22 protein-coding genes are annotated in these 21,550 nt (G+C 66.4%); 14 read left to right on the top strand and 8 right to left on the bottom strand.

Going from position 1 to position 21,550, the window contains the following annotated elements; translation table 11 throughout:
• The first annotated feature begins 288 nt into the window (after nucleotides 1-288).
• From JWS14_RS02820 to JWS14_RS02780, 9 genes are all read left to right on the top strand, one after another.
• On the top strand, nucleotides 289-1,344 hold the full coding sequence (locus tag JWS14_RS02820) for a zinc-binding dehydrogenase (RefSeq protein WP_206012443.1): 1,056 nt from the start codon (nucleotides 289-291) through the stop codon (nucleotides 1,342-1,344).
• A 307-nt stretch (nucleotides 1,345-1,651) separates the two neighbouring features.
• Entirely contained in the window at nucleotides 1,652-2,116 is a 465-nt protein-coding gene (locus JWS14_RS02815; protein ID WP_095863944.1) for a pyridoxamine 5'-phosphate oxidase family protein, read from the top strand.
• 231 nt (nucleotides 2,117-2,347) lie between these two features.
• Entirely contained in the window at nucleotides 2,348-2,857 is a 510-nt protein-coding gene (locus JWS14_RS02810) for a hypothetical protein (RefSeq protein ID WP_206012442.1), read from the top strand.
• Nucleotides 2,858-3,069: 212 nt separating this feature from the next.
• Nucleotides 3,070-3,309: a hypothetical protein gene (locus JWS14_RS02805; RefSeq protein WP_206012441.1), complete on the top strand. Its 240-nt coding sequence runs from the start codon at nucleotides 3,070-3,072 to the stop codon at nucleotides 3,307-3,309.
• Between the two features lie 179 nt (nucleotides 3,310-3,488).
• Nucleotides 3,489-4,004, top strand: coding sequence for a Clp protease N-terminal domain-containing protein (locus JWS14_RS02800; protein WP_241031244.1), 516 nt, complete (start codon nucleotides 3,489-3,491; stop codon nucleotides 4,002-4,004).
• Nucleotides 4,005-4,775: 771 nt separating this feature from the next.
• Nucleotides 4,776-6,137 carry a wax ester/triacylglycerol synthase family O-acyltransferase gene (locus tag JWS14_RS02795; RefSeq protein ID WP_206012440.1) on the top strand — a complete coding sequence of 454 codons (1,362 nt, stop codon included), beginning with the start codon at nucleotides 4,776-4,778 and terminating at the stop codon, nucleotides 6,135-6,137.
• A gap of 367 nt (nucleotides 6,138-6,504) precedes the next feature.
• Entirely contained in the window at nucleotides 6,505-7,443 is a 939-nt protein-coding gene (locus JWS14_RS02790) for an SAM hydrolase/SAM-dependent halogenase family protein (protein WP_241031243.1), read from the top strand.
• Between the two features lie 725 nt (nucleotides 7,444-8,168).
• Nucleotides 8,169-9,575 carry a DUF2252 domain-containing protein gene (locus JWS14_RS02785; protein WP_072943193.1) on the top strand — a complete coding sequence of 469 codons (1,407 nt, stop codon included), beginning with the start codon at nucleotides 8,169-8,171 and terminating at the stop codon, nucleotides 9,573-9,575.
• A 442-nt stretch (nucleotides 9,576-10,017) separates the two neighbouring features.
• A complete protein-coding gene (locus tag JWS14_RS02780; RefSeq protein ID WP_206012439.1) occupies nucleotides 10,018-10,794 on the top strand; it encodes a VOC family protein in 777 nt (258 codons plus the stop codon).
• Between the two features lie 124 nt (nucleotides 10,795-10,918).
• Here the strand turns inward: JWS14_RS02780 and JWS14_RS49905 are convergent, their stop codons facing one another.
• Complete coding sequence (locus JWS14_RS49905) at nucleotides 10,919-11,080, bottom strand: hypothetical protein (protein WP_241031242.1); 162 nt, start codon at nucleotides 11,078-11,080, stop codon at nucleotides 10,919-10,921.
• Nucleotides 11,081-11,486: 406 nt separating this feature from the next.
• Between JWS14_RS49905 and JWS14_RS02770 the strand changes: the two genes are divergently transcribed.
• The 3 genes from JWS14_RS02770 to JWS14_RS02760 all read left to right on the top strand — a co-directional run bounded on the left by JWS14_RS02770 (nucleotide 11,487) and on the right by JWS14_RS02760 (nucleotide 12,784).
• Nucleotides 11,487-11,969 carry a cupin domain-containing protein gene (locus JWS14_RS02770; protein WP_072943200.1) on the top strand — a complete coding sequence of 161 codons (483 nt, stop codon included), beginning with the start codon at nucleotides 11,487-11,489 and terminating at the stop codon, nucleotides 11,967-11,969.
• 66 nt (nucleotides 11,970-12,035) lie between these two features.
• The gene (locus tag JWS14_RS02765) at nucleotides 12,036-12,236 is read left to right on the top strand and encodes a hypothetical protein (protein ID WP_072943202.1); all 201 of its coding nucleotides are present in this window, start codon (nucleotides 12,036-12,038) and stop codon (nucleotides 12,234-12,236) included.
• Between the two features lie 386 nt (nucleotides 12,237-12,622).
• Nucleotides 12,623-12,784 (top strand): hypothetical protein, encoded by a 162-nt coding sequence (locus tag JWS14_RS02760; RefSeq protein WP_206012438.1) that lies wholly within the window; start codon nucleotides 12,623-12,625, stop codon nucleotides 12,782-12,784.
• Nucleotides 12,785-13,009: 225 nt separating this feature from the next.
• Here the strand turns inward: JWS14_RS02760 and JWS14_RS02755 are convergent, their stop codons facing one another.
• Entirely contained in the window at nucleotides 13,010-14,260 is a 1,251-nt protein-coding gene (locus JWS14_RS02755) for a M16 family metallopeptidase (RefSeq protein ID WP_072943204.1), read from the bottom strand.
• 95 nt (nucleotides 14,261-14,355) lie between these two features.
• Here JWS14_RS02755 and JWS14_RS51125 point away from each other — a divergent pair, with 95 nt between their 5' ends.
• Nucleotides 14,356-14,490, top strand: coding sequence for a hypothetical protein (locus tag JWS14_RS51125; RefSeq protein WP_259375755.1), 135 nt, complete (start codon nucleotides 14,356-14,358; stop codon nucleotides 14,488-14,490).
• A gap of 183 nt (nucleotides 14,491-14,673) precedes the next feature.
• On the opposite strand, the gene JWS14_RS02750 is transcribed toward JWS14_RS51125, so the two are convergent.
• The 5 genes from JWS14_RS02750 to JWS14_RS49890 all read right to left on the bottom strand — a co-directional run bounded on the left by JWS14_RS02750 (nucleotide 14,674) and on the right by JWS14_RS49890 (nucleotide 18,039).
• Nucleotides 14,674-15,873, bottom strand: a complete 1,200-nt coding sequence (locus JWS14_RS02750) for a Fic family protein (protein ID WP_206012437.1) — start codon at nucleotides 15,871-15,873, stop codon at nucleotides 14,674-14,676.
• Nucleotides 15,874-16,391: 518 nt separating this feature from the next.
• A complete protein-coding gene (locus tag JWS14_RS49900; protein WP_241031241.1) occupies nucleotides 16,392-16,637 on the bottom strand; it encodes a hypothetical protein in 246 nt (81 codons plus the stop codon).
• Entirely contained in the window at nucleotides 16,634-16,948 is a 315-nt protein-coding gene (locus tag JWS14_RS02745) for a hypothetical protein (RefSeq protein ID WP_241031240.1), read from the bottom strand. The genes JWS14_RS49900 and JWS14_RS02745 overlap by 4 nt, the downstream gene beginning before the upstream one ends.
• Entirely contained in the window at nucleotides 16,845-17,369 is a 525-nt protein-coding gene (locus tag JWS14_RS49895) for a PucR family transcriptional regulator (RefSeq protein WP_241031644.1), read from the bottom strand. Before JWS14_RS49895 ends, JWS14_RS02745 begins: the two co-directional genes overlap by 104 nt.
• A 265-nt stretch (nucleotides 17,370-17,634) precedes the next feature.
• Nucleotides 17,635-18,039 (bottom strand): hypothetical protein, encoded by a 405-nt coding sequence (locus JWS14_RS49890; RefSeq protein ID WP_072943209.1) that lies wholly within the window; start codon nucleotides 18,037-18,039, stop codon nucleotides 17,635-17,637.
• Nucleotides 18,040-18,461: 422 nt separating this feature from the next.
• Between JWS14_RS49890 and JWS14_RS02735 the strand changes: the two genes are divergently transcribed.
• A complete protein-coding gene (locus JWS14_RS02735) occupies nucleotides 18,462-19,661 on the top strand; it encodes a TetR/AcrR family transcriptional regulator (RefSeq protein WP_095863952.1) in 1,200 nt (399 codons plus the stop codon).
• A gap of 55 nt (nucleotides 19,662-19,716) precedes the next feature.
• On the opposite strand, the gene JWS14_RS02730 is transcribed toward JWS14_RS02735, so the two are convergent.
• Nucleotides 19,717-21,537 carry an AMP-dependent synthetase/ligase gene (locus JWS14_RS02730; protein WP_072943213.1) on the bottom strand — a complete coding sequence of 607 codons (1,821 nt, stop codon included), beginning with the start codon at nucleotides 21,535-21,537 and terminating at the stop codon, nucleotides 19,717-19,719.
• Between the last annotated feature and the right edge of the window lie 13 nt (nucleotides 21,538-21,550).

The following is a 21,550-nucleotide window of genomic DNA, read 5'->3' as shown; positions in this document are numbered from 1 at the left end:
GGGGGCCTGCAGCCGGGAGATCCCTGTGGAGAAGAACAGCGAACCGCGAATTCCGTTCACGTTGGATCCGGTGTGCGGCGCGCGTACGTCGGAATAGGATTGATCCGCAAGCTGGGTGATCGCAAGCGGGGTGATTTCGGTGCCTCGCGTCACTTCCCGCAGCGGCGAGCGCGAGTGGGCAGTTCCGGCGATCCGTCCGAGACCCCGTCTCGCTCGCTGACGGGAGGCGGCCCTAGGCGGTCACCGTCGAGGGCCCGCCGCAGAAGGCCACAGTCGAAAGGCCCACCGATGAAGGCAATGATCTACCACGGTCCCGGCCGGAAGGCGTGGGAGGACGTCCCCGACGCCACCATTGAGAAGCCAACGGACGTGGTGGTCAAGATCGAGACCACCACCATCTGCGGCACCGACCTGCACATCCTCGGGGGCGACGTGCCCGCGGTGCAGGACGGGCGCATCCTCGGCCACGAGGGCGTCGGGACGATCACCGAGGTCGGCTCGGCGGTCACCTCGTTACAGGTCGGCGACCGGGTCATCATCTCCTGCATTTCCGCGTGCGGGCACTGCGATATGTGCAAGCAGCGGGTGTTCTCACACTGCCTGGCCGACGAGGGTGCGTCCGGCATCGGCTGGATCCTCGGGCACCTGATCAACGGCACGCAGGCCGAGTACGTCCGAGTGCCGTTCGCTGACACGTCGGTGTATCGGCTGCCCGACGGGGTGACACCGCAGGAGGGTGCGATGCTGTCCGACATCCTGCCGACCGGTCACGAGATCGGCGTGCAGTACGGGCATGTCAAGGTCGGCGACGTCGTGGTGGTCGTCGGCGCGGGGCCGGTGGGGCTGGCCGCGATCATGACCTCGCGTCTGTACGGCCCGTCGAAGGTGATCGCCGTCGACCTCGACGCGAACCGGGTGGAACAGGCGAAGCGATTCGGCGCCACACACGGGGTGCTGTCCAGCGACGACGACTGGAAGGACCAGGTGATGGCGTTGACTGATGGGCTCGGCGTCGACGTCGCCATCGAGGCGGTGGGGGTTCCGGCGACCTTCCAGATGTGTCTGGACGTCGTCCGACCCGCCGGGCACGTCGCCAACGTCGGGGTGCACGGCGCCGGCGTGCCGCTGCCGCTCGACACGCTGTGGATCTCGAACATCACCATCGCGATGGGCCTGGTGAACACCGACACCACCGCGACGCTGCTGAAGATGGTCGCCGAACATACCCTGCCCGCCGACCTGTTCGTGAGCCATACCTTCGACCTCGGCGACATCGAGAAGGCCTACGACGTGTTCGGCCGGGCCGCCGAGACGCAGGCGCTCAAGGTTGTGCTCAACGCCTGACGTCGCGTCGGCGGCCACACGGCAGGCGGCCGACCTGCGGCGTCCGGCTACGAGGATGCGCTGATGCAGCGCTTCCGAGTTGGACGAGTTGGACGAGTTGGACGTCGAATCAGGTCGGGCACACGAACCGCGCCCCGGCCCCCCGGCCGAAGGTCGTATGGCACCGCACCTCTGTGTGTCCGACAGCAGATAGGGGCGGATACGTCGCGAAGAGCCGAGACAGCGACGATGATTCTTGGTGAGCCGGATCGCCGTGCCGGAACGCGACGGCCCCGTTCCTCTCATGCCATGACAGGAGGCGAAGGCAATGGGAAACAATGAGCCAAGTGTCAGGGAACTTGCTGTCAACGAATGTTGGGCACTGCTTCGTACCGAGAGTGTTGGCCGTCTCGCCGTGTGGGTGGACGACCACCCGGATATCTTTCCCCTCAATTATGCGGTCGATCGTGGAACCATCGTGTTCAGGTCCGGGAGAGGAACCAAAGTGTCCGCTGCGCTGTCGGATGCGCCGGTTGCGCTGGAAGTCGACGGCTACGAGGCGCCGGCGCACGAAGCGTGGAGCGTGGTGATCAAGGGACGTGCCGAGGGGATCCGTGAAATCGATGAGTTGATGGACACGGTGGATCTGCCGCTCTTTCCGTGGCAGGCGGGGGCGAAGAACCTGTTCGTCAGACTCGTTCCCACACTGGTGACTGGCCGCCGGTTTCCGGTCGTCGACCCGACAATCTGGCATACGCCCTTCTCGAATGTGCGACGTTCGCCTCCGGAGTAGCTGTGTGGACTGCACGCTACCGGTCGACCTGGAGGTGAAACTCACTGTTTCTCTGTGCGATGGCAACGGAACCTGTTGACACGCAGATGGAGCCGAGCTCGTTCGCCAAATCCGCTCGATTGCCGTCCGCACGCACTGGCGTGGGTGATCGGGTGGCGGCGAGGGAGCCCGATCAGCTGGACCCGGGCTGTTCCGCATGGGGAGTTGAAGGATCAGGGTTTGAGGCGTGTAGTGGAAGTTGCGCCGTGTCCCGGCGGCGCACCCGACAACAGCCACGCTGAAGAGACCACGATTCGAGCACGACAACTTGGTCGGTTTCGCCCTTTTCGAAGACGGCCCCGCCTGGTTGAGGACATGGACCGCTACCACGATCTCTTCGGCGCGACGGAAGGTACGACCGTGCTGAAACAAGCGAAGAAGAATGACCTGTCGCGTCTGCTGGCGAAGATCGTCGTCGTCGGAGTACTTGCCGCGTTTCCGATGGCCGCGGTGGCAGCACCCGCTGCGGCCGCCGCAGTGTCGGGGGTTGTGCAGGTCGATCGGAACGGGCAGCACCCCCGAGGCGGGGACGATGACCAGGACGATCAGCAGGACGAGAACGAACTCAATCCGTTCGGTGGTCTATTGGGCGAGTCCAACCCGTTCGGCGACATGTTCGGCGACATGTTCGGCGGATCGAATCCTTTCGGTGGTCTGCTCGGCGAGTCCAACCCGTTCGGCGACATGTTCGGCAGCAGCTGAGTCGGCTGTCCGGTTACGTTCGGTGACAGGAGGGTTCGCCGGGTATGACCCTGCCCCGACCTGCCTCGAAGGAGGTCGGATACCCGCAGCGAGGGCGACAGACCAGCGGTCAGGGCCGATCTCCTCTATCGCCGTCGCGACGTCTCGTCGATCATGGCCATGAGGTACCGAGCCGGAGTTCGCACTCAGGGCTCAAACGACGGAGACCACACGTGTCAGACTTCGACGAGCGCGAGTTCGAGCAGGTCGCGAAAGCCACAGTGGAACAAACGCTGCAACGCGTGATGGATCGTTTACAGCGCGAATGCAAGGGCAAGTCGGTCGAGGAGACGAGACGTCGCGTGGCGCAGGCGTGGGAGGACGCGACGGATGCGGCGATCACCGATCCCGAGTTGACGACGTATGCCCAGAAGCTGGCCGCCGGCTCCCGGGTCATCATCAGGCTCACGTAGCGGGTCGGGGAGTACCGATGACACTACTTATCCTGGTCAGGCGGGTGTCGTGCGCATCCCCGCAGCCTCGTCAAGGTACTCCTCCGCTTGTGCCTTGCTGCGGCCCACCGGGTGGGCGACGGAGACACCCCGCCCCGGTCCAGCGGTTGGTGTACACAACGGGGACATGAGGTAACCGCGTGCAGCGGCCACATCCGATGGGAGCAACGGTGTTCGAGAGGTTCACCGACCAAGCGCGGCGCACCGTCGTCTTGGCCTCGGAAACGGCCCGGGCCCACCACCACGACTATCTCGGAACCGAGCACATCCTGCTGGGCCTCATCCGCGAAGATGACGGGGCAGCGGCGCGAGCGCTGGAATCGTTCGACGTGTCGGAGGCCGTCATCGACAGCCGGCTCACCACCGGTTACGGCGAGCCAGCCCGATCCGAGCACATCCCGTTCAACCGGCACGCCAGACGGATCCTCGAACAGAGCCTGCGCGAGCCTTCTCTACTCGGCCATGAGCGCATCGGCACCGAACAGATCCTCCTCGCGCTCGTCGACGACCGCGAATCGACCGGCGCACGGTTGCTCGGCGAGGTTCTACCGGTGGACTTCGACCAACTGCGTCAGCACATCCTCCGAGAAGGCACGAGTAAGGGATATCCGCAGAGCTGGGGTTGGAGCCGACACACGTCACCAACCTCAGGCTGACCGACACCGGACATGCACTGTGCGTCGCCGCGGCCGGCCAACCCTTCGACGCCTGGACGCGAGACCGGATCCTCGACGCGGCCCAGGGCGGCGTTACGATCGGAGCATGGGACCGGGCGCCGGGGTGTGAGCGCTGGTACGGGCCGTCTACCGGCTCGTTCGTTTCCCGTTCCACCTGGCCGACGATGTGGTGCTGCCGGTGATCTTCGACGAGGACGCGCCGGTGCGGCGAGCGTACGGAAAGTTGCTCCTCGACTGCGACGGTTCGAATGTCCACGCAGCCGTTGACCAGGAGGGCCGGGTCTCTGAACTTCACGGTGGATATCCGGGCACGGGTCAGCGAGATTTCTCTTCGTATGTCCCGGTCCGCCACGCCGTCGAGGTCATCGGTGCTGTCCCTGCTCGGCAGGTGTTGACGGGGCCCTGCCCTGGCGCCGCCCGTGCTCGCGCTCGCCGGGATCGCCCTCGGTGTCGTCACCCTCGGCGTTCCACTCCTGCACGCCTGTGCCGCCCGCTGAACCGTGAAGGGTCGGGATCGACCGGATCTGGCAGGCATGAGAATTCGCTCACGCGGTCGGGGTGGCGCTGATCGACCGCGAAAGTCGACGCGTGGGTTCGCTGACATGTCCGGTGACGGGGTCCTGCCGTCACGACGTCGCCGATTTCCGAAGGACCGTCCTAGGTCTGGGTGATCTGGTTTGCTGGAGTGAGGAGGCGCGGGCGGGTCCGGCGTCGTTTCCGGGGTGTTCCGGCGCGGATCGGGTGAGACTCATGGAGCGGTTGACCGCACAGGACGTGATGACCCTGTGGCCGGACGAGGCCGGATGGCCGCAGGACATCGGCCTGGTGGCCCTGCTCGACGGTGGCGACCTCGTCGACACGGACGGCCGATTCCCGATCGAGGAGGTACAGGCGTCGATCGAGGCGCGGCTGGCGCTGGTGCCGCGCCTGCGGCAGATCGTGTTCGTGCCTCGGTGGGGTCTGGGACGGCCACTGTGGGTGGATGCGGCCGCCTTCGATATCCGCGACCACGTGCATGCCGTCCCGCCTGCCGATCACGCTGACGAGGCGCGGCTTCTCGCGGTGGTCGAGGAGTTGCGTCGGCGTCCGCTCGTCCGGTCCCGACCGCTGTGGGAGATGTGGTTCGTACCCGAGCCGGCGGGACGCCGGACCGCGATCTATCTCCGGGTCCACCACGTGATTGCCGACGGCCCGGCCGGGGTGGCCATGCTCGGTGCCCTGTTCGACGCTGCACCCCACGGCGCGGTACCTGCTGTGGAGCCGTGGATCCCGGCACCGGTGCCGACGGTGACGGAGCTTGTCGTCGACAACCTTCGTCGCCGCCGGGCCGCGATCGTTCGGATGCTGACGGCGTGTCCGCGTCCGGTGATGATCGTGAGCCGTGTTCGGGGTACGTGGTCATCGGCGCGGAAGATGGTCGCCGAGGGGCGGGCGCCGCGGAGCAGTCTGAATCGGCGAATCGGTCCTGCTCGTGAATTCGCGGTCGTCGATGTCGAACTCGGGACGATGCACGATATTTCTCATCGGTACGGCGCGAAGATCAATGATGTTCTGCTCACCGCCTTCGCCGGTGGCCTGCGCGAGCTGCTGCGCGGTCGGGGGGAGCCGGACGACCTGGAGTTGCGTGCGGTGGTGCCGGTGTCGCTGCATAGGGAACTGCCGGGGCCGGCGCGCGGCAATGTGCTCGGGCAGATGATCGTGCCGCTCCCACTCGGAATCGACGATCCCGTCCGCAGACTGGCGGCGATAGCCGCCGACACCGCCACCCGCAAGCGGGCTGTCCGTCCTCGCCTCGGAGCGGTGGTCGGCGGCCCGATCGTCCGGTGGAGTGCGCTGACGATGCTGCCTCGTCAACGGATGATGAACACCTACGTCGCCGACGTGCCCGGCCCACCCGCCCCGCTCTTCTTTCTCGGGGCTGGCGTAAGCAAGATGATCCCGGTGGTGGCCCTGATGGGCAACATCGCGGTGGGTGTCGGTGCTCTCTCGTACGCGGGGCAGGTCACGATCACCGTCGTCGGTGACAGTGCCGTATGCCCCGAGGTCGATGTGATCGCCCACGGAGTGGCCAGGACGCTGCAGGCACTCGAGGCGTCGCTGTACCGGAACTGAATCACCGGCGAGACCATGCCGTGCGAACATCGCAAATGGGGTGGGGTTGTCGGCGCGCCGGTGCGGGTGTTCCGAATTCGGTCGATCCGACGACGGCATCCGCTGGTGCACGTCAACCGCCGTCTATTTCGGTTCGGACCCGGGCCTTCGCACCCCCTATTCAGGGGGACTGCGCACCACGGCACGGCAGAGAGCAATGGGCGCCTCGGGGGAGTGTCGGCCGAGCCAGGGAACCGTGAACCGGCGTGCTCGAATGCGCTCGGTGCACGCGTCGAGCAGCAAGCGTGCGCGTTGCCCGATGCTCGAGCGCCTCGCGTGAGAGGTGCCGGCCGCGCTCGGGCCCACGCCTTCCCTGTTCGTGTGGGGCATGATGGACTTCGCGTTCGGCCCGAACGCACGCTTGCTTCCCTGGACGCGGGCAATCCTTCCCGATCACGTGGTTGTCGAGTGGCCGGGGCCGATCACTGCACCGCGGACCGAGAACAACGGACGGGATGACGACGTGGGCTACGACTGGATCTCGTTCACCACCGATTACGGGCTCTCCGACGGTTTCGTCGCGGCGTGCCACGGCGTGATCGCCCGCTTCGCGCCGGGTGTGCGCATGATCGATGTGACCCATGCGGTGCCGCCGCAGCGCCTCCAGTGGGGTGCGGCGGTGCTGGCACAGACGGTGCCGTACCTACCGCCTTCCGTGCATCTGGCGGTAGTCGATCCGGGCGTGGGCACCGATCGCCGCCCGATCGTGGTCGTCACCGACGCCGGGGTGTTGGTGGGCCCGGACAACGGATTGCTGCTACCGGCGGCCGAGGCGCTGGGCGGGGTCCGCTCCGCGTACCTGCTTGCCGCACCCGACTATCGGTTGAGCACGGTGTCCGCGACGTTCCACGGTCGAGACATCTTCGCGCCGGCCGCCGCCCACCTGGCCGTCGGTGTGGCGCCGGAGCGGTTCGGGCCCCCGATCGACCCGGACTCGCTCGCGCGCCTGAGGGCACCCGAAATTTGCGCCGTACCGGGCGAACTCAGCAGCGAGGTGCTGACCGTCGACCGATTCGGCAACATCCAGCTCGCAGCGACGGCAACGGATCTGGCTGCCGCGGGCCTACGGCGCGGTGATCACGTGACGATCCGGGCCGAGGGAGCCGTGGTGCCCGCCACCGTCGCCCACACATTCGCCGACGTGCGGTCGGGTGAGTTGCTCGTGGTGATTGACTCGGCGGATCACGTGGCGGTGGCCGTGAACTGCGGCTCGGCGGTCGAGCGGCTCGGCGAGGCGGATCGGCTCTCCGTCGCTCGCCGACGGTGAACCGGCAGATCGTCGAGTCCTGCAGCCCGGCGAACCCCTTGCTCGCGCATCTCGCTGATGCGCAGGGATGCGAGGTTGGTGAGGATCTGAGCGCCGGGTGGAGACGGGGTCGTCGAGCAGGGCCCAGGAGGAAGGTGGTCGGTGCCGATCCTCTTCTTCGTGCCCGAGCAGGCGGTTTGGCGCTGGCTGCCCTCGAGGACTTTCTGCGTTGTCGCCGGTGAATGGGATGTGCCCGGCGGCCGGGGCGGGGCCCGTCGGTGCGCTGAGGCCCTCGAGGTTGCTGTCGGTGCGGGGGCGGTGGCACCCGATGAGGGCAGCGTTGTCGCTCCGGGGCGGTTGGCGTCGAGGATCTGGGGCGGGCAGGTGTTCGGTGTCGACGTCGGTTCTGGTGGTGGGTGCCGGCGGCGAGGGGTGACCACGTGACGGGCTTGATCGGAGAATCTCTCGAACACCATGACGCGCTTACCTCCCAGGGCGTCGCCGCGAGCGACGCGAACGGCCGCTCCGACCGCACCCGGCCGTCACGTGATGCAATGCCCCGGCAACCGGTGGACGGCTAGCGACCGTTCGCTGCGAGTGTCAGGTACCCGTCGATATGCTGCATGCATCCTTACTCCTCATAGCGAAGAGACGGTGACCGAGTTGTCTGATGCGCAACGCGACCAACCCGGACAAGCTGCACGCCGTGGTGGTCGGCCCATCCTCGACGTCGGCGCGCAGTAACCGTGGACGCGCACATCGTGGTGCCCACCATCGACGGGCAGTCGTTCGCGTCGTTGCGCCGCCGGGCCACGCCGCGGGCGGAGCGGTACGCGCTCGGCAAACGCCTGCGCAAGCAGGCACCGCGGTCGGCGCTCGGCGAGTGGCGCGCACCGGACGATCGCCCCGATGTGGTGGATCAGATCGGGGTGTCGCACCGGGGTCGGGTGGAATCGCTCATACCGGTCAGGGTGGGGCGGATGGCGGCTTCGCCGTATGGTTTTCTGCGCGGCACCGCGATCGTGATGGCCCAGGACCTCGCCGGGCTGCCGGCGACCGGAATCCGGCCGGTGATCTGCGGGGACGCGCATCTGGGCAACTTCGGGTTCTACGCCTCACCGGAGCGCGACCTGGTGCTGGATCTGAACGACTTCGACGAGGCGCATCCCGGCGGCTGGGAATGGGACCTGCGCCGATTGACTGCGAGCATCTGGGTGGCGGGCCGGCAGAACTCGGCGACCGAGGGGCAGTGCGAGAGTGCAGTGCAGTCCTGCGTCGCCACCTATCGCGAGCATGTGCGCTGGCTCGCGGAACAACCATTGCTGGCGCGCTCGTTCGAGCGACTCGACCTCGACCGGCTGCACGCGACGGCGTCGGACGAGTCTCTGCGCCACGAGATCACCCGCGCCGCGGAGCGGGCTCGGCGCCGTGTCAGCGACCGGGCGCTGCCCCGATTCACCGAGCAGGACGAAACCGGCCGGCGCATCGTGGAGGAGCCGCCGCTGATCACCCGGGTGTCCGAGGCGGAGGCCGAGCATCTCGCCGCCGGGCTCGACGAATACCTCACCACGCTGCCCAGCCATTGGGCACGACTGCTCAGTGGCTACACCGTCGTCGACGTCGCGCACAAAGTGGTCGGCGTGGGCAGCGTCGGACTGCGTGCCTACGTCGTGCTGTGCGAAGGGAGCAGTGCCGACGACGTGCTGTTCCTGCAGCTCAAGCAGGCGCGTCGATCCGTCGTGGCGCGCTTCGTACACGGCGAGTCTGCCTGGCATGACCACCAGGGTCGGCGCGTGGTCGAGTATCAGCAGGCCCTGCAGACCGTCAGCGATCCGTTGCTTGGCTGGACCACGGTGGAGGGCCGGCAGTACTACGTGCGGCAGTTCCGGAACATGAAGGGCGCGGTCCCGATCGACAACCTCAGCGCGGCAGCGCTGACCGACTACGCCGGCATCTGCGGGCGCCTGCTCGCGAAGGGCCACGCGCGGACCAGTGGTGCGTCGATGATCGGCGGTTACGTCGGAAAGTCGGACACGCTCGACGTCGCACTGAGCCGGTTCGCGCACGCCTACGCGGATCAAACTGAACGCGACCACGCCACTTTGGTCGATGCGGTGAAGCGGGGGAAGGTGCCGTGTGAGCCGCCGACGTGAATCGGTGTGTATCTGTCGTCCGGCTTCGCGGCGACCACACGTCACTGCTTCTTCGCGTACCTGACCGTCGCCGCTACCTGCTAGGGCAAGGAGGCCCGCGGGAACCAACGGCAACCCGCGTGGTCCGCGCCCGCCAGAAACCCGATGAACATCGTGCCCATCGGGTCGGTCGGGTCGTACACCTTGCCATCAATGTTGAGGGCTACGTTGCGCTCGACGAGAGGAACGTCTGATTGCGTTTGGTGTGCCCCCTCGAGGCGACAGGCTTCGGGTCCGAGCTCGAACTCGAAGTCAGCGGATGCCTCCTGGTGCGACGGCACGATGTAGGACCGTCACAGCGGCCTTATGCCGGGCAGGGCGGCGACTCCTCCGATGGCTCTGCCGTCGAATGTCGGTGCCGCAGGCTAGCGTCGAGTGGGTATCCGACAGCTGAGGAGCAGCGATGAGCGCGGTCACGACGAATCAACCACTCGGTACCCCGACGTGGATCGACCTGGGCATCCCGGATCTCGACCGGGCGATGGCCTTCTACGGGTCGGTCTTCGGCTGGGAGTTCGACGTCGGTCCCGAAGAGTACGGGCGGTACACGATGTGTCTGCTCGGCGGCAAGAAGGTCGCCGCGCTGATGCCGAATCCCGACGAGAACGCCACCGAGTTCTGGTGGAACGTCTACCTGGCGACGGACGATCTCGATGCGACGGTTGCTCGGTCCGCAGCCGCGGGTGGCACGTTACTGATGGAGCCGATGGACATCGCCGACCAGGGTCGGATGTCGATGGTGCGGGATCCGGCCGGTGCGCAGTTCGGCCTGTGGCAGGGGCGGGCGCACGTCGGCTGCGAGCTCGTGAACGAGCCGAACACGTTGTTGCGCAACGACTTGGTGACCCCGAATCCCGGTCCGGCGCGGGAGTTCTACGCGGCGGTGTTCGACTTCACGCTGGACGGGAACGCCGACCTGCCCGGCATGGACTTCACCTTTCTGCGTAGGCCGGACGGGCACGAGATCGGTGGCATCGTGGGCGATGCGGCCGCCTCGGAGTCTTCCTGGGGCACGCTCTTCCAGGTGGCCGATACCGACGCGGCCGTCGCCGCGGCCCGGGCCCGCGGGGGTACCGCGGACGACCCGACGGACATGGTGTACGGGCGGACCGCGGATGTCACCGATCCGTTCGGGGCGAAGTTCACGGTGGGTTCTCCGCTGCCGGGTGGGCAGGGGTAGAGGAGTCTCGGGGAGGAAGTAGCTATCCGGATTTCAGGACGTCCGCGACGAGAGATGTCCGCAATCCGCCCCGGCTGAGCGGTGGTGACGCTGAGTTGTCACCGGGTTGCTGTCGGTCGATAGATCACGGTCGGTCGTGATCGTCGGTGCCCACGTCTTGTTCGTCCGGGTCTGCGACCGTGAGGACGGCGTCGACGATGTGCGGGTTGCGTTCGAGTGATCGGTCGATGAGTGGGTTGACGATGCCCCGAAGCGCCGAGATCGGCTGCCACCGCCGAGGAACCATGATGCGCGCCAATCGGTCCTCAATTCCGGTGACCACCCGGTCGGCGACGACTTCTGATCCGATTGCGGAGCGAGGAACTTGGGATAGAGCTGTTCGCGCATCGCGGTGATCAGATCGTTGTCATCGAACGCGGCGCGGGCGATGGGCACGGCATCGCCGAGGAAACCATCCCGCCGACATCGACTCGACGATGGCGACAACCGCGCTCTGGGCGGCACGGAACGGATTCCTCGCCCTCCAGTGCGCGCGGATCGACTCCGAGCCGACGACACACAGATCCACGCACTCGTAGACGCCATGACCGGGATAGTCCTCAACGGGCTCACCCCAACCCGCCCGTCGAATGGGGTGAAGGCTTGTTCCAGGGCCGGGGGCGCGGCAGGATCGGAAGGGAGGACCGAAAGCCATGAACAGCGAGACCCCCGACTGGCGCAGCAACGGGGTACGAGTTATCCCGCCCGATTCGCTCGACCCCAACACACCACAGACTCCGGGCATGCACCGGGCCGCTGCCATCACCCACGACCGAGCCGGCGCCGACAAGATCTGGGCGGGCACGGTCACGATCCGTCCCGGCGCCCGCACCGGCGCCCACCACCACGGTGAGCTGGAGAGCGTGATCTACGTCGTCCGCGGTCGGGCCGCAATGCGGTGGGGCGAGCGCTTGGAGTACACCGCGGAGGTCGGGCCCGGCGGGTTCATCTTCGTGCCGCCCTACGTGCCGCACCAGGAGATCAACGCCCTCGACGACGAGCCGTTGGAGTGTGTGGTGGCGCGCAGCGGCCAGGAACCGGTGGTGGTAAACCTGAACATCGAGGGCGTGCCCGACCCCGAGCATGTGCCCTGGATCGACCCCGTCCACCCGGCGCCGGGTAACTCCGTCACGTAAGCCCCTCGGTAAGTTCTGGGTCCGCATCGGTCGTTCGGTCGGTTCGACTAGGCGGACAATCGCCTGGTGCGACGCCCGCCGCACCTGCGCGTCCTCGTGAAGATCGCCGGATCCTGCCCGGGTGAACGCGTCGATCTGGCCGGGGCAAGGTCCTGCTTGCTCGTCGACACCGGACGTTATCCCAACTCCATATCCGAGAAGCGCGTGGACAACGCTCGCGCAGCCGTGCTGTACCTCGGCGGTGTGGTGCGATCGCTGCCGCGATGACTGCGACCGTGTTGCGGACCTCGGGGCTGCCGCAGGTCGTGGTGCCACCGTCGGCGCGGTCTGTCTCGCCGTGGCGACGTTTGTCGCGGCTACGCCCGCGGAGTTCCTTCTTCGCAGCGGCGGCCAAGGTTGCCGAGATCCGCCGCCAGCAGTCGAGTGCGGATGTGGAGGCCGACCTGACGAAACTTCCGCCATCCACCAGGACCGACCCCGTCCGCAAATTCTGCCGCACGACCGGTGAAAGTGTTCCAAAACCTGGACGAGCAGCGGTAATGGGAAGCCGACATCACAGAAACTTGAAGCTCACTCGACGTCGGATTCGTTTCACATCACTCCCGCGAAAGCAGCGTGATGGTGGACTTCGGAGAGGTGTCCACATAATCGAGGTGGAGGGCGACACCGAAGCCGTCGAAAAGTTGATGACGGCTGGCCGGCACCAGTTCCGCTACATCGCAAAACGACTGCTCGACGACCACGCGGAGAAGGCCGAACGCGCCGCCCAGCCCTACCTCGACAAGGGATACACGATCCTCGCGGAAGAACCCTGATCCGGAACAGATGTCCTGTTCGCCGACCTGGTCGCCGCCGACGGCAGCGGAATCACCGCCGCCCGCACCGAGATCGACCTCGCCCAGTGGGCGGTGTGGCTGAGCAAGGACGGACGTTACTTCGGCAGAAAGGTGTTTTTCCTATTTCTGGTCTGGGCAGAGCAGGGTCGGAGTGGTGGCCCACACGGTTCTCGTTTCGGCCCGATCTCCACGCCGCTGCGCAGCTCAGAATTCCTCAGCGTCGTGCGGACCGAGGCAGGCAACCGACGGCTTGTCCGGATCGATGGCACTCGCGATGTCGTGTACGTCATCGATGGTGACCGCGTCCAGTTCGGCGATGAGGGCGTCCGGATCAAGATCGCCATGATGGACGATCGCCTGGTGTGCCGTGTGCAGCGCCACTGTGTAGGTGTCCTCGAACGCCAGCACCCGACGCCCGGCAGCGACCGCGCGTGCTCGTGCGACTTCCTCATCGGTTGGTCCCTGGGCACACAGTTCGGCGACGATCTCGCGCATTCGCGTGTACGCCTCGACACAATTCGCGGACGCGAGGCCGGCGGCGAGGTTCAGCACCCCAACGTCGGCACACTCGCGGATGCCCGCAGAAATCGAGTAGCACAGCCCCCGCTGTTCGCGGATCTCGTCGTTGAATCTGGAGCTCGGTGAGCCGCCGAGAATGATCGCGCAGATCCTCGCCGCGGCCCGTGCCTTGGCATCAGTGACGTCGTAGTCGAGGCGGTAACTCATTCGCAAATGCGACTGATTGGTGTCGCGTCGCTCGACCAGCGTTCGCGGCAGAAAGTCGGGTGCCGATTCGTATGGCTCCGGCTCTTCGAGCGTGGGGAACCGCTCGAACAGGTCGGATATTTCGCCATCGTCGGAAACGTGGTCGATATTGCCAATGATGAATGCGCCGCCGCGACACCCAGCCCAGCGGCGTTGCCGGAACGATAGAAGCGCCGCACGCGTGAAGGTGGGCAGGTGTTCTACTCGGCCGAGGACGGGACGGCCGAGCGGGTGGTCGCCGAAAGTTGCGAGAGCGCTCATTCGACTCGCAACGTAGGCAGGCTGGTCGAGGTAGCGGGCGATCTCCTGGGCGACCACACCGCGCTCCATGTCGAGATGGTTTTCGTCGAGCCGAGGTCGAGCGACGAAGTCGGTCACCAGGTCGATGGCCTGCGGTGCCGCCTCCGCGCGAACTGTGATGTGAAACGCGACCAGGTCGTGGGAAGTCGCTGCGTTCGTCCGAGCGCCCAACTGCTCCGCGGTGCGGTTGATGGTGCGGTGATCTTCGTATTTCTCGCCGCCCTTGAACACCACGTGCTCGAGGAAATGTGCCATTCCATTCTCATCCCGCCGCTCGGCGCGTGCGCCCGCGTCGAAGGCGATCAGGATGGTGGTTGCCCGCGTGCCATCGACGCGAATCCGATGCAGGGGTAGGCCGTTGTCGAGAGTCTCGGAGACAATTCGAGCCATCCGTAGCAGTCTAGGCACTCGGGATCGACCCCGCCGGGGCATTGGTCACCTTCGGGGATGCTGCCACCACACGGCCCCAGCAGAAAGGTCCACCCATGGCCGTGGCAGCACTCATCGTGATCGGGGCGCTACTGATCTGGGTCTTCGGATCCATTACCGAAGAGCCGGATGATCGGGAAACCATCAAGTCCGGTTCGGCCGACCCATCTGCCTGGCTCACCGGCTACTGACGTATGACCATCCGCTGCGAGCGCTATGGCGAACACTTCGCCGGATTCTTCAACTCGCCGCCGCACTCACCTGCTACAAGAAGCTCTACACATGAGACACACTCTCAGGGGATCGTGTATTGGATCGGCGTAGTAGTGTGGCGGTGCCCTGATTCCACTGTCGGGAGTGAGAACCCACCGCATTCATCCTCGGCGTCGTTTGGCGCGGGCGGCGAATTCGTCGAGGACACGGACGACGTCCTTGGCTTGCCAGATCCGGTTGCGTCGTCCGTCGGTGATTTGGGTGAGTATTCCGGCGTCGACCAGGCGGTCGATCGCGATTTGCGCGTTGGCGCCGGTGACCCCCAGCGTGGAGGTGACGAGTTTGCTCTCGACGACCGGTTGGCGAAGGAGGAGGTCGGCGAGGCGGTGTACCGCCGCGTCTCGTCGCGCCGTCACCCGGGTGCGCCAGTCGGCTCGAACCGTTTCCAGGTCTCGGACGAGGGTGCGGCCGTTGGCGATGGCGGCGAATGATGCTTCCGCGATCGACCGCATGATCGGCTCGAGGTTGCCCGACCGGTAGTCGTCGAGGGCTTGGAAATAGGTGGCGGTGTCGTGCAGGAGGCCCGCGGACACCGGTACGGCGACGCTGCGGGTGAGCTGTCCGCCGCGCAGCATCGCCTGGATCAGGGCGCGACCGACGCGCCCGTTGCCGTCAGGGAACGGGTGAATGGTTTCGAACTGTGCGTGTGCGACCGCTATCTGGGCGACCACGGGTACGTCGACGCGGTTGGCGAAGGCGGTCAGGTCGTCGATCAGTTCGGGAACGCGGTCGTGGTGTGGGGGGACGAATTGCGCGGTGTGTGGGCCGAGGCTTCCGCCGCCGATCCAGACCTGCTGTTGCCGCCATCGGCCGGCGATGTTCGGGTCGCCGTGTTCGAGCAGTGCCCGGTGCATCTGCAGGATCGCGTCGGCGTCGATGCGGTCGGACAACTCCAATGCGGCCTGCATGGCCCGGACGTTTCCGACGATCAGGCGGGCGTTGCGGGAGGCGTACTCGCCGAGTTCCGCCAGCGCGATCTGGCGTGCCCCGCTGGTGAGGTTCTCGATCTCTGAGCTCGATGCACTCTCGGTGCGCAGCAGAATGGATGCGAACGGGGCGGTGATGTGGCCGACCTCGGCGTCGAAGCGGGTGAGTTCGGTCGCCGTTTCCTCCGTCAGTGCCTGCAGTTCGCCGTTCAGTGAGATGGTCCGGTTCGCGATGAATGGCGGTACCGCCGCGCGGTAGGGTCCGGAGGTGAGGCGACGTTCGCGTCGAGATCCGTAGTTGCCGGTGGTGCTGACCCAGGGATGCTCCTCGTGGGCGACGGGCGGCCACCGCTGTCCGTCATCAACCGATGTCATACCCGGACCATACTATTGGTTAGTAATTTATCCAATGGTATGGGCGGTGTACTCGGTGAGAAACGGATCATGATGAACAGAGGGGATCCGTGCGCCGGTGATTCGGGACTTCGTTCCTGATTCGACGATCCGGTGGTCGATCTGCGAGATGGACCGACATCGCGGGTGGACCATTGGCCCGGTGGCCAGTGGTCCACTCCCTGGACCGGAAGCACCCCGGATCGACGCCGACTCGACCAGGACGGTCGCATCCTCCGCCGCGAAAACTCATCGCGTGCGCGGTAGCCGGTGGGGGGCGCGCTGATCCGCCTCGGGCGAGGGTTGCGGAGGCGGTGATGACCGACGGAGCGGGCCGGCTGAATCAAGCAGAGGGGGTGTGCCCGGTGGGGGAGCCGTCACTGGCGTGTGGCCGCTGCTGCATTCCCGTGCTGATCAGCGTCGATCGATCCGGTGACCGTGGTTGCGGGTACACTACCTCGCTCAGTGTCGCGCCGGGGCTGTGTGCGCGCGTGCTGGGTTCACAATGCCCATTGGGTTCGTCCGGCGGTCATGGATCTGAGTTCGGTTGTGCGAGTGGTGTCGTCGAGGGCGGCACGGGATTCGGCGACCGCCCACGCATAGATGCCTTTGGCGGCGTTGGGGCTTGCCCAGATGAAGAAGTCACCGCAACAGAGAATTCCGCGGTCCGGTATCCATGCGATGGCGGCGTCGTCGGTCTCGCCGCGGGCATGGTGCAGTTCCATCCGCAGCTCACCGATGTTCACGGTGGTGCGGTCGGAAAGGTGCAGTCGGGGTGTCGGTACTCGGCGGGCCATTGCAGGGTGGGAGCTTGGAACTGGCGTTGGTTGATCACCGCGTTGTAGCCGCGGGTCTGCTGGTAGCGGTTGAGGTCTCCGGTGTCGTAGAGGACGATTCCGTCGCTGGTGGGAAAGGCGTAGACGTTGCCGAATGCGGGCCACATGTAGACGCCGTCACCGACGAGATGTAGCCCGTCCTTGCGTAGGTCGCCGCGGTGGTAGGCGGCGGTATCGGCTTCGCTCCACGCCTTGTCGGCGTAGTCGATGATGTTGGTCACGAGGCTTCTCCTCGTTGTCGAGACGACCAGCGATGTGGTGGTCGTCTGTCCCATTGTTCGTCGACGGGGTGTCGGCGGCAATCGTTCTAATGCACAGCAATTCGACCGAAGGCTGTGACCGTGTCATAGTTCGGTGGGTCCGGGAACCCGTGTCCACCACGGCGGTGTCGGCTCCGGCTCCGGCCCGGTTTTCGGCGTGCGGCACGGCGCATCTGGCGATGTTCAGGGCGTGGGCTGCGACGGCGATGGTGAGCAGCTCGGTGGTGACGCGGACGTCGAGTCCGGTGAGCTCGTGTACCCGTGTGAGTCGGTTGTCGACGGTGTTCGGGTGCACGAACAACGCGTGTGCGGTGCTTCGCCGATCGAGGTTGTGTGCCAGATACGCCCGCAGGGTGTCGATCAATTCTGGACGGTGCTGCATGGCTCGGCAGCGGTGGAGTAGAACCGGGAGGGACGAGCTGGGGGGTTGCCCCCTGATCTGCGGGGCCGGTGAATCTTCGCCCGGTATCACGCCGATGTGCAGGAGCGCGATGACCGGACGCGCGGGTACCTGACCGTGGTCGTCGAATGGCGGCTGCTCTCCGCGCAGCAGGGCGTCGATGATGCGAGCGTGGTCGTTGCCCTGTGTGGCGAGCAGGTCCATCGTGTGGAGTTCGTACGCCGCGATCACTTCACGCAGGATGCAGTCATAGGTGTGGCGGATGCGGGTAAGGGCAAGGCGGAGACCCGGGGTGGCCGGCACCGATGGTGGTGTGCAGTTCCTCGGCGAGGACGTCGAATCCGATTTGCCAGCAGCGCATGTACTCGCGCAGCGGCAGTCCTTCGGCGACTCGCTCGGTGCCGCGCTCGATGACTTCTCGGAGCGATCCGGGGATATCGAGCGAGTCTTCGAGTGCCGATCGTAGACACACGGTCAGCAGCGTGTGGATGGTGTGCACGCTCTCGCGGTGCAGATATTCAGGTATGCCGGTTTCGGCGTATCGTGCGGTTCCCTCGATGTAGCGATCGATCGCAGCGCGCGCCATGCCGGGGACTCTGGTCCTCAGGTCGGTGATGGGTCGTGCGAGGGTGCTGGTCGTTGCGGCGGTCATGTCCGGTCCTTGCCCTTCGGTGTGATGTCGCGCAGCGCGGTCACGACTTTTCGTGCAGTCCGTGGTGGTCGGGGGCGGCGGCCGGATACCCTTCACAGCGGCTCTCCCGAGCTGCCGGGTCAGGCGTGCTGATTCGCGTTTCCCTATATTCTCGTTAACTTCGTAGTTCGGTCCGCCAGTGTGGTGGACTGCCCGAACTGGTCGACCGCCAGTTGTAAGCATGGGTAGATGATCGTTGCGTTTCGTGATGCCGGGGTGTGGGGGCCCCGTCCGTAATGCGAGGTCAAACCGAACAGCTGCTAACATGCTGGTGGAGGGTGCGGACGTGTCCGGCGGCGGTGGAAGTGGTTACCGATGGATGGGATACCGGTTGCCCGTTGGTCGAGCGCGGAGCCCGGAGACCTGAAGGAGAGGAGCGGATCATGACCGAGACTGTCGTGCAGCGCCGCCCGCGCAATCGCAAGCAGCTCATCATTGCCGCTGCGGCGAGACAGTTCGAGCGGCGTGGTTTCCATGATGCCGCGATCGCGGACATCGCTGCTGACGTCGGAATCACCGGCCCGGCACTGTATCGGCACTTCCGGGGCAAGCAGGATCTGCTCGCCGCTGCGGTCGAGTTCGAGATCGAGCAGCTCGAGGCGACCTACGGGGGACCGCGCCACGCACTCGGGGAGATGCTCGAGGACGCTGTCGCGACGGCGCTGCGCCAGGGCCGTGCAAGCGCGCTGTGGGAACGAAACCAGGCCTACCTGGATCCGCCGGGGCGGGACACACTGCGCGAGCGCTACGAGCGGGCTCTCCGTCCGCTGCATGAGGCGATCGCGGCCGCCCGCCCGGATCTCGAGGAGCCGGCGGTGGCGATGCTGGCGGGTGGCGCGCATGCGGTAGTGAGCAGCAATCCGATGTTCAGCAGGCGCAAACTCGACCACACACGAGCACGCATGTTGATGGTGGAGGCCGCGGCGGCGGTGTGCCGGATCGAGGAGCTGCCCGCGGTCGAACGAGCGATGTCCGCGCGGGATGAGCCGCGCGGTCGCATCATGCCGGCCGCGCGCAGGGAAGCGATCCTCGCGGCCGCGGTGACACTGTTCGCCGAACGGGGCTATCAGGCCGTGGGAATGGACGATATCGGTACCGCGGCGGGAATTACCGGGCCGACTCTCTATCACCATTTCCCCGGGAAGTCCGCGATCCTGGTCACGGTGATCACCCGCTGCCTCGACGCGCTGTACTTCGATGTGTCCGGGGCGCTGTCGGGCACGGACGACTCCGCCGCCGCGCTCGATTCTGCGCTGGCGTCCTTTGTCCGCATCAACGTCGAGCACGGTGACGCGCTCAGCGCGTTGCTGACCGAGGTCGTCAACGTACCGGAGGACGAGCGCGCCCCCATCCGACGCCTGCAGCACGACTACGCCAGTGAATGGGTGGCGCTGCTGACCCGGGTCCGTCCCGACCTCACCGGCCCCGAGGCCGAAGCTCTGTCCCGCACCGCCCAGTCCGTCATCAACCGGATGCGCAGGCAACTGCCCGGGCCACCGGAGGATGTCCGAATCCAATTGTCCAGTCTGGGCGCAGCGGTCCTCGGGTTGCCCGGTCCGTCGGGCACCGAGCAACACCGGTAGGCGGCCCGCCTGATGCGGGCCCGGGCCGCCTACCGGTACGGAGAGCATCGCCGGATCAGGTGCGCTGCCCGGCCGCCGCCGTCGGGGTGTACAGGGCGTCGATCTGGGCGGCGTACTTCTGGTGGACAAGTTTGCGGCGCACCTTGGTGGTCGCGGTGAGTTCCTCCCCATTGGCCTCCCAGAACGTCGGGAGCACGGTGTAGGCGCGCACCTGCTCGACCCGGGAGAGGCGGGCATTGCCGCGCGCGACCCCGTCGGCTATCGCGGCGAGGATCCGGGGGTCGTCGGCAAGTGCTACCGGGCGTCGGTCCTCGATTGCGTGGGTCTCGGCGAAGACGCCGGCCTGGTCCGGATCGAGGATGAGCAGCGCGACGATGTGAGGCCTACCGTCGCCGACCGCGACGACGGATCCGAGCAGCGGGCACTCGAGCTTGATCGCATTCTCGATGTTCGCCGGGGCCAAATTCTTCCCCGAGGAGTTGATGATCATGTCCTTCTTGCGGTCGACGATGGTGACATAGCCGTCGGCGTCGATGGTGGCGACATCTCCGGTGTGCAACCACCCCTCGGCGTCGAGGGCCTCGCCCGTCTTGACCGGATCGTTGCGGTATCCCCGCATCACACCGACGCTGCGCAACAGCAGTTCACCGTCGGGAGCGAGTGCGACCTCGACACCGGGCCGCGGTTGACCGACCGTGCCGATCCGGATTCGATTCGGGTGGTTAGCGATACCGGACGCGGCGCTCTCGGTCAGGCCGTAGACCTCGCACACCGGGACACCGAGCGCGAGGAAGAATTCGAGCGCCTCCGGGGAGATCGGGGCGCCACCGGAGGTGGCGAACCCGAGATGATCGATTCCGAACCGACGGCGTAGCGGCCCGAGCACGGCTCGGTCGGCGACCTCGTGGTCAGCGGCGAGCCGCGCGGGCACGGGTTGCCCGGCGAGTTCGCGCCGAACCTTGTCGAGGCTGACCGACAGCGCCGAGGCGGCTTGGTCACGGACGGGTTGGTCCGATTCGGCGACGGCGGCGTCGATCATCGCCTTGAGCCGATACCAGATCATCGGAACGCCCATGAACGTCGTCGGGTGCACGTCCTGGAAGACCTGCAGAACGGTTCTGCCGTCGCGGACGTCGGTCACGGTGGCACCGCTGGCCATGGGCACGTAGTGGGCGGCGAAGCGGTTGGCGAGGTTGGCGTCGGGAAGGTAGGACAGGACGCGTTCGGTGACGTCGCTGCCGAGGACCTCTTGCTGGTGCGCGACCTTCGCCGCGACGGCGAACAGGACGTTCGCGTGCGTGAGTTCGACGCCCTTCGGCGCTCCGGTGGTGCCGGAGGTGAAGATCAGCGCCAGCAGGTCCTCGCGGCGGACCGCTCGCCAGCGGGCTTCGAAGTCGAAGTCCGAGTCTCCCTGGGCGATGAGGCCGTCCAAGGAGGTCGTGTCGGGGCCGGTGCCGTCGACACACACGATGTGCCCGATCGGATGGACGGCGCCGGCCTGCCGGATCTTGTCGATGAACTGTGCTTCGGTGACGACGATCTGGTTGTGGGCGCTGGCGAAGAGCTGCGCGATCTGTTCCGGGGTGAAGGTGTTGTAGATGGAGAACGCCGTCGCACCCAGGTGCATCACGGCGGTGTCGACGAGGTGGAACTCGGGCCGGTTGGTGAGCATGATCGCCACCGTGTCCCCGCGCCGGACTCCCAGCTTTGCCAGGCCGGCGGCGATCTGCCGCACCTGCTCACCGTAGGCCCGCCAGCTGACGGTCCGGTCGCCCTCGGCGGTGCGGAGAGCGACCTGGTCGGCGCAGGTGGTGACCGTGGCCTGAAAGACTGCGCACAGGCTCTGCGCTTCTTCGACCTGATCCAACGACATCATGGGGGTGTTACCT

The sequence above is a fragment of the Rhodococcus koreensis genome (assembly GCF_017068375.1).
Lineage (GTDB): Bacteria > Actinomycetota > Actinomycetes > Mycobacteriales > Mycobacteriaceae > Rhodococcus_F > Rhodococcus_F koreensis.
This window is presented reverse-complemented; position numbering and strand designations above follow the sequence as displayed.

Coding starts and splice junctions, on each gene's coding strand:
- JWS14_RS51125 (WP_259375755.1), top strand. CDS start 14,356: ATGGCCGTGGCAGCACTCATCGTGATCGGGGCGCTACTGATCTGGGTC.
- JWS14_RS02820 (WP_206012443.1), top strand. CDS start 289: ATGAAGGCAATGATCTACCACGGTCCCGGCCGGAAGGCGTGGGAGGAC.
- JWS14_RS49890 (WP_072943209.1), bottom strand. CDS start 18,039: ATGACCGCCGCAACGACCAGCACCCTCGCACGACCCATCACCGACCTG.
- JWS14_RS02730 (WP_072943213.1), bottom strand. CDS start 21,537: ATGATGTCGTTGGATCAGGTCGAAGAAGCGCAGAGCCTGTGCGCAGTC.
- JWS14_RS02795 (WP_206012440.1), top strand. CDS start 4,776: ATGGAGCGGTTGACCGCACAGGACGTGATGACCCTGTGGCCGGACGAG.
- JWS14_RS02770 (WP_072943200.1), top strand. CDS start 11,487: ATGAACAGCGAGACCCCCGACTGGCGCAGCAACGGGGTACGAGTTATC.
- JWS14_RS49905 (WP_241031242.1), bottom strand. CDS start 11,080: ATGGTTCCTCGGCGGTGGCAGCCGATCTCGGCGCTTCGGGGCATCGTC.
- JWS14_RS49895 (WP_241031644.1), bottom strand. CDS start 17,369: ATGCAGCACCGTCCAGAATTGATCGACACCCTGCGGGCGTATCTGGCA.
- JWS14_RS02735 (WP_095863952.1), top strand. CDS start 18,462: ATGACCGAGACTGTCGTGCAGCGCCGCCCGCGCAATCGCAAGCAGCTC.
- JWS14_RS02790 (WP_241031243.1), top strand. CDS start 6,505: ATGATGGACTTCGCGTTCGGCCCGAACGCACGCTTGCTTCCCTGGACG.
- JWS14_RS02755 (WP_072943204.1), bottom strand. CDS start 14,260: ATGGCTCGAATTGTCTCCGAGACTCTCGACAACGGCCTACCCCTGCAT.
- JWS14_RS02780 (WP_206012439.1), top strand. CDS start 10,018: ATGAGCGCGGTCACGACGAATCAACCACTCGGTACCCCGACGTGGATC.
- JWS14_RS02815 (WP_095863944.1), top strand. CDS start 1,652: ATGGGAAACAATGAGCCAAGTGTCAGGGAACTTGCTGTCAACGAATGT.
- JWS14_RS02750 (WP_206012437.1), bottom strand. CDS start 15,873: ATGACATCGGTTGATGACGGACAGCGGTGGCCGCCCGTCGCCCACGAG.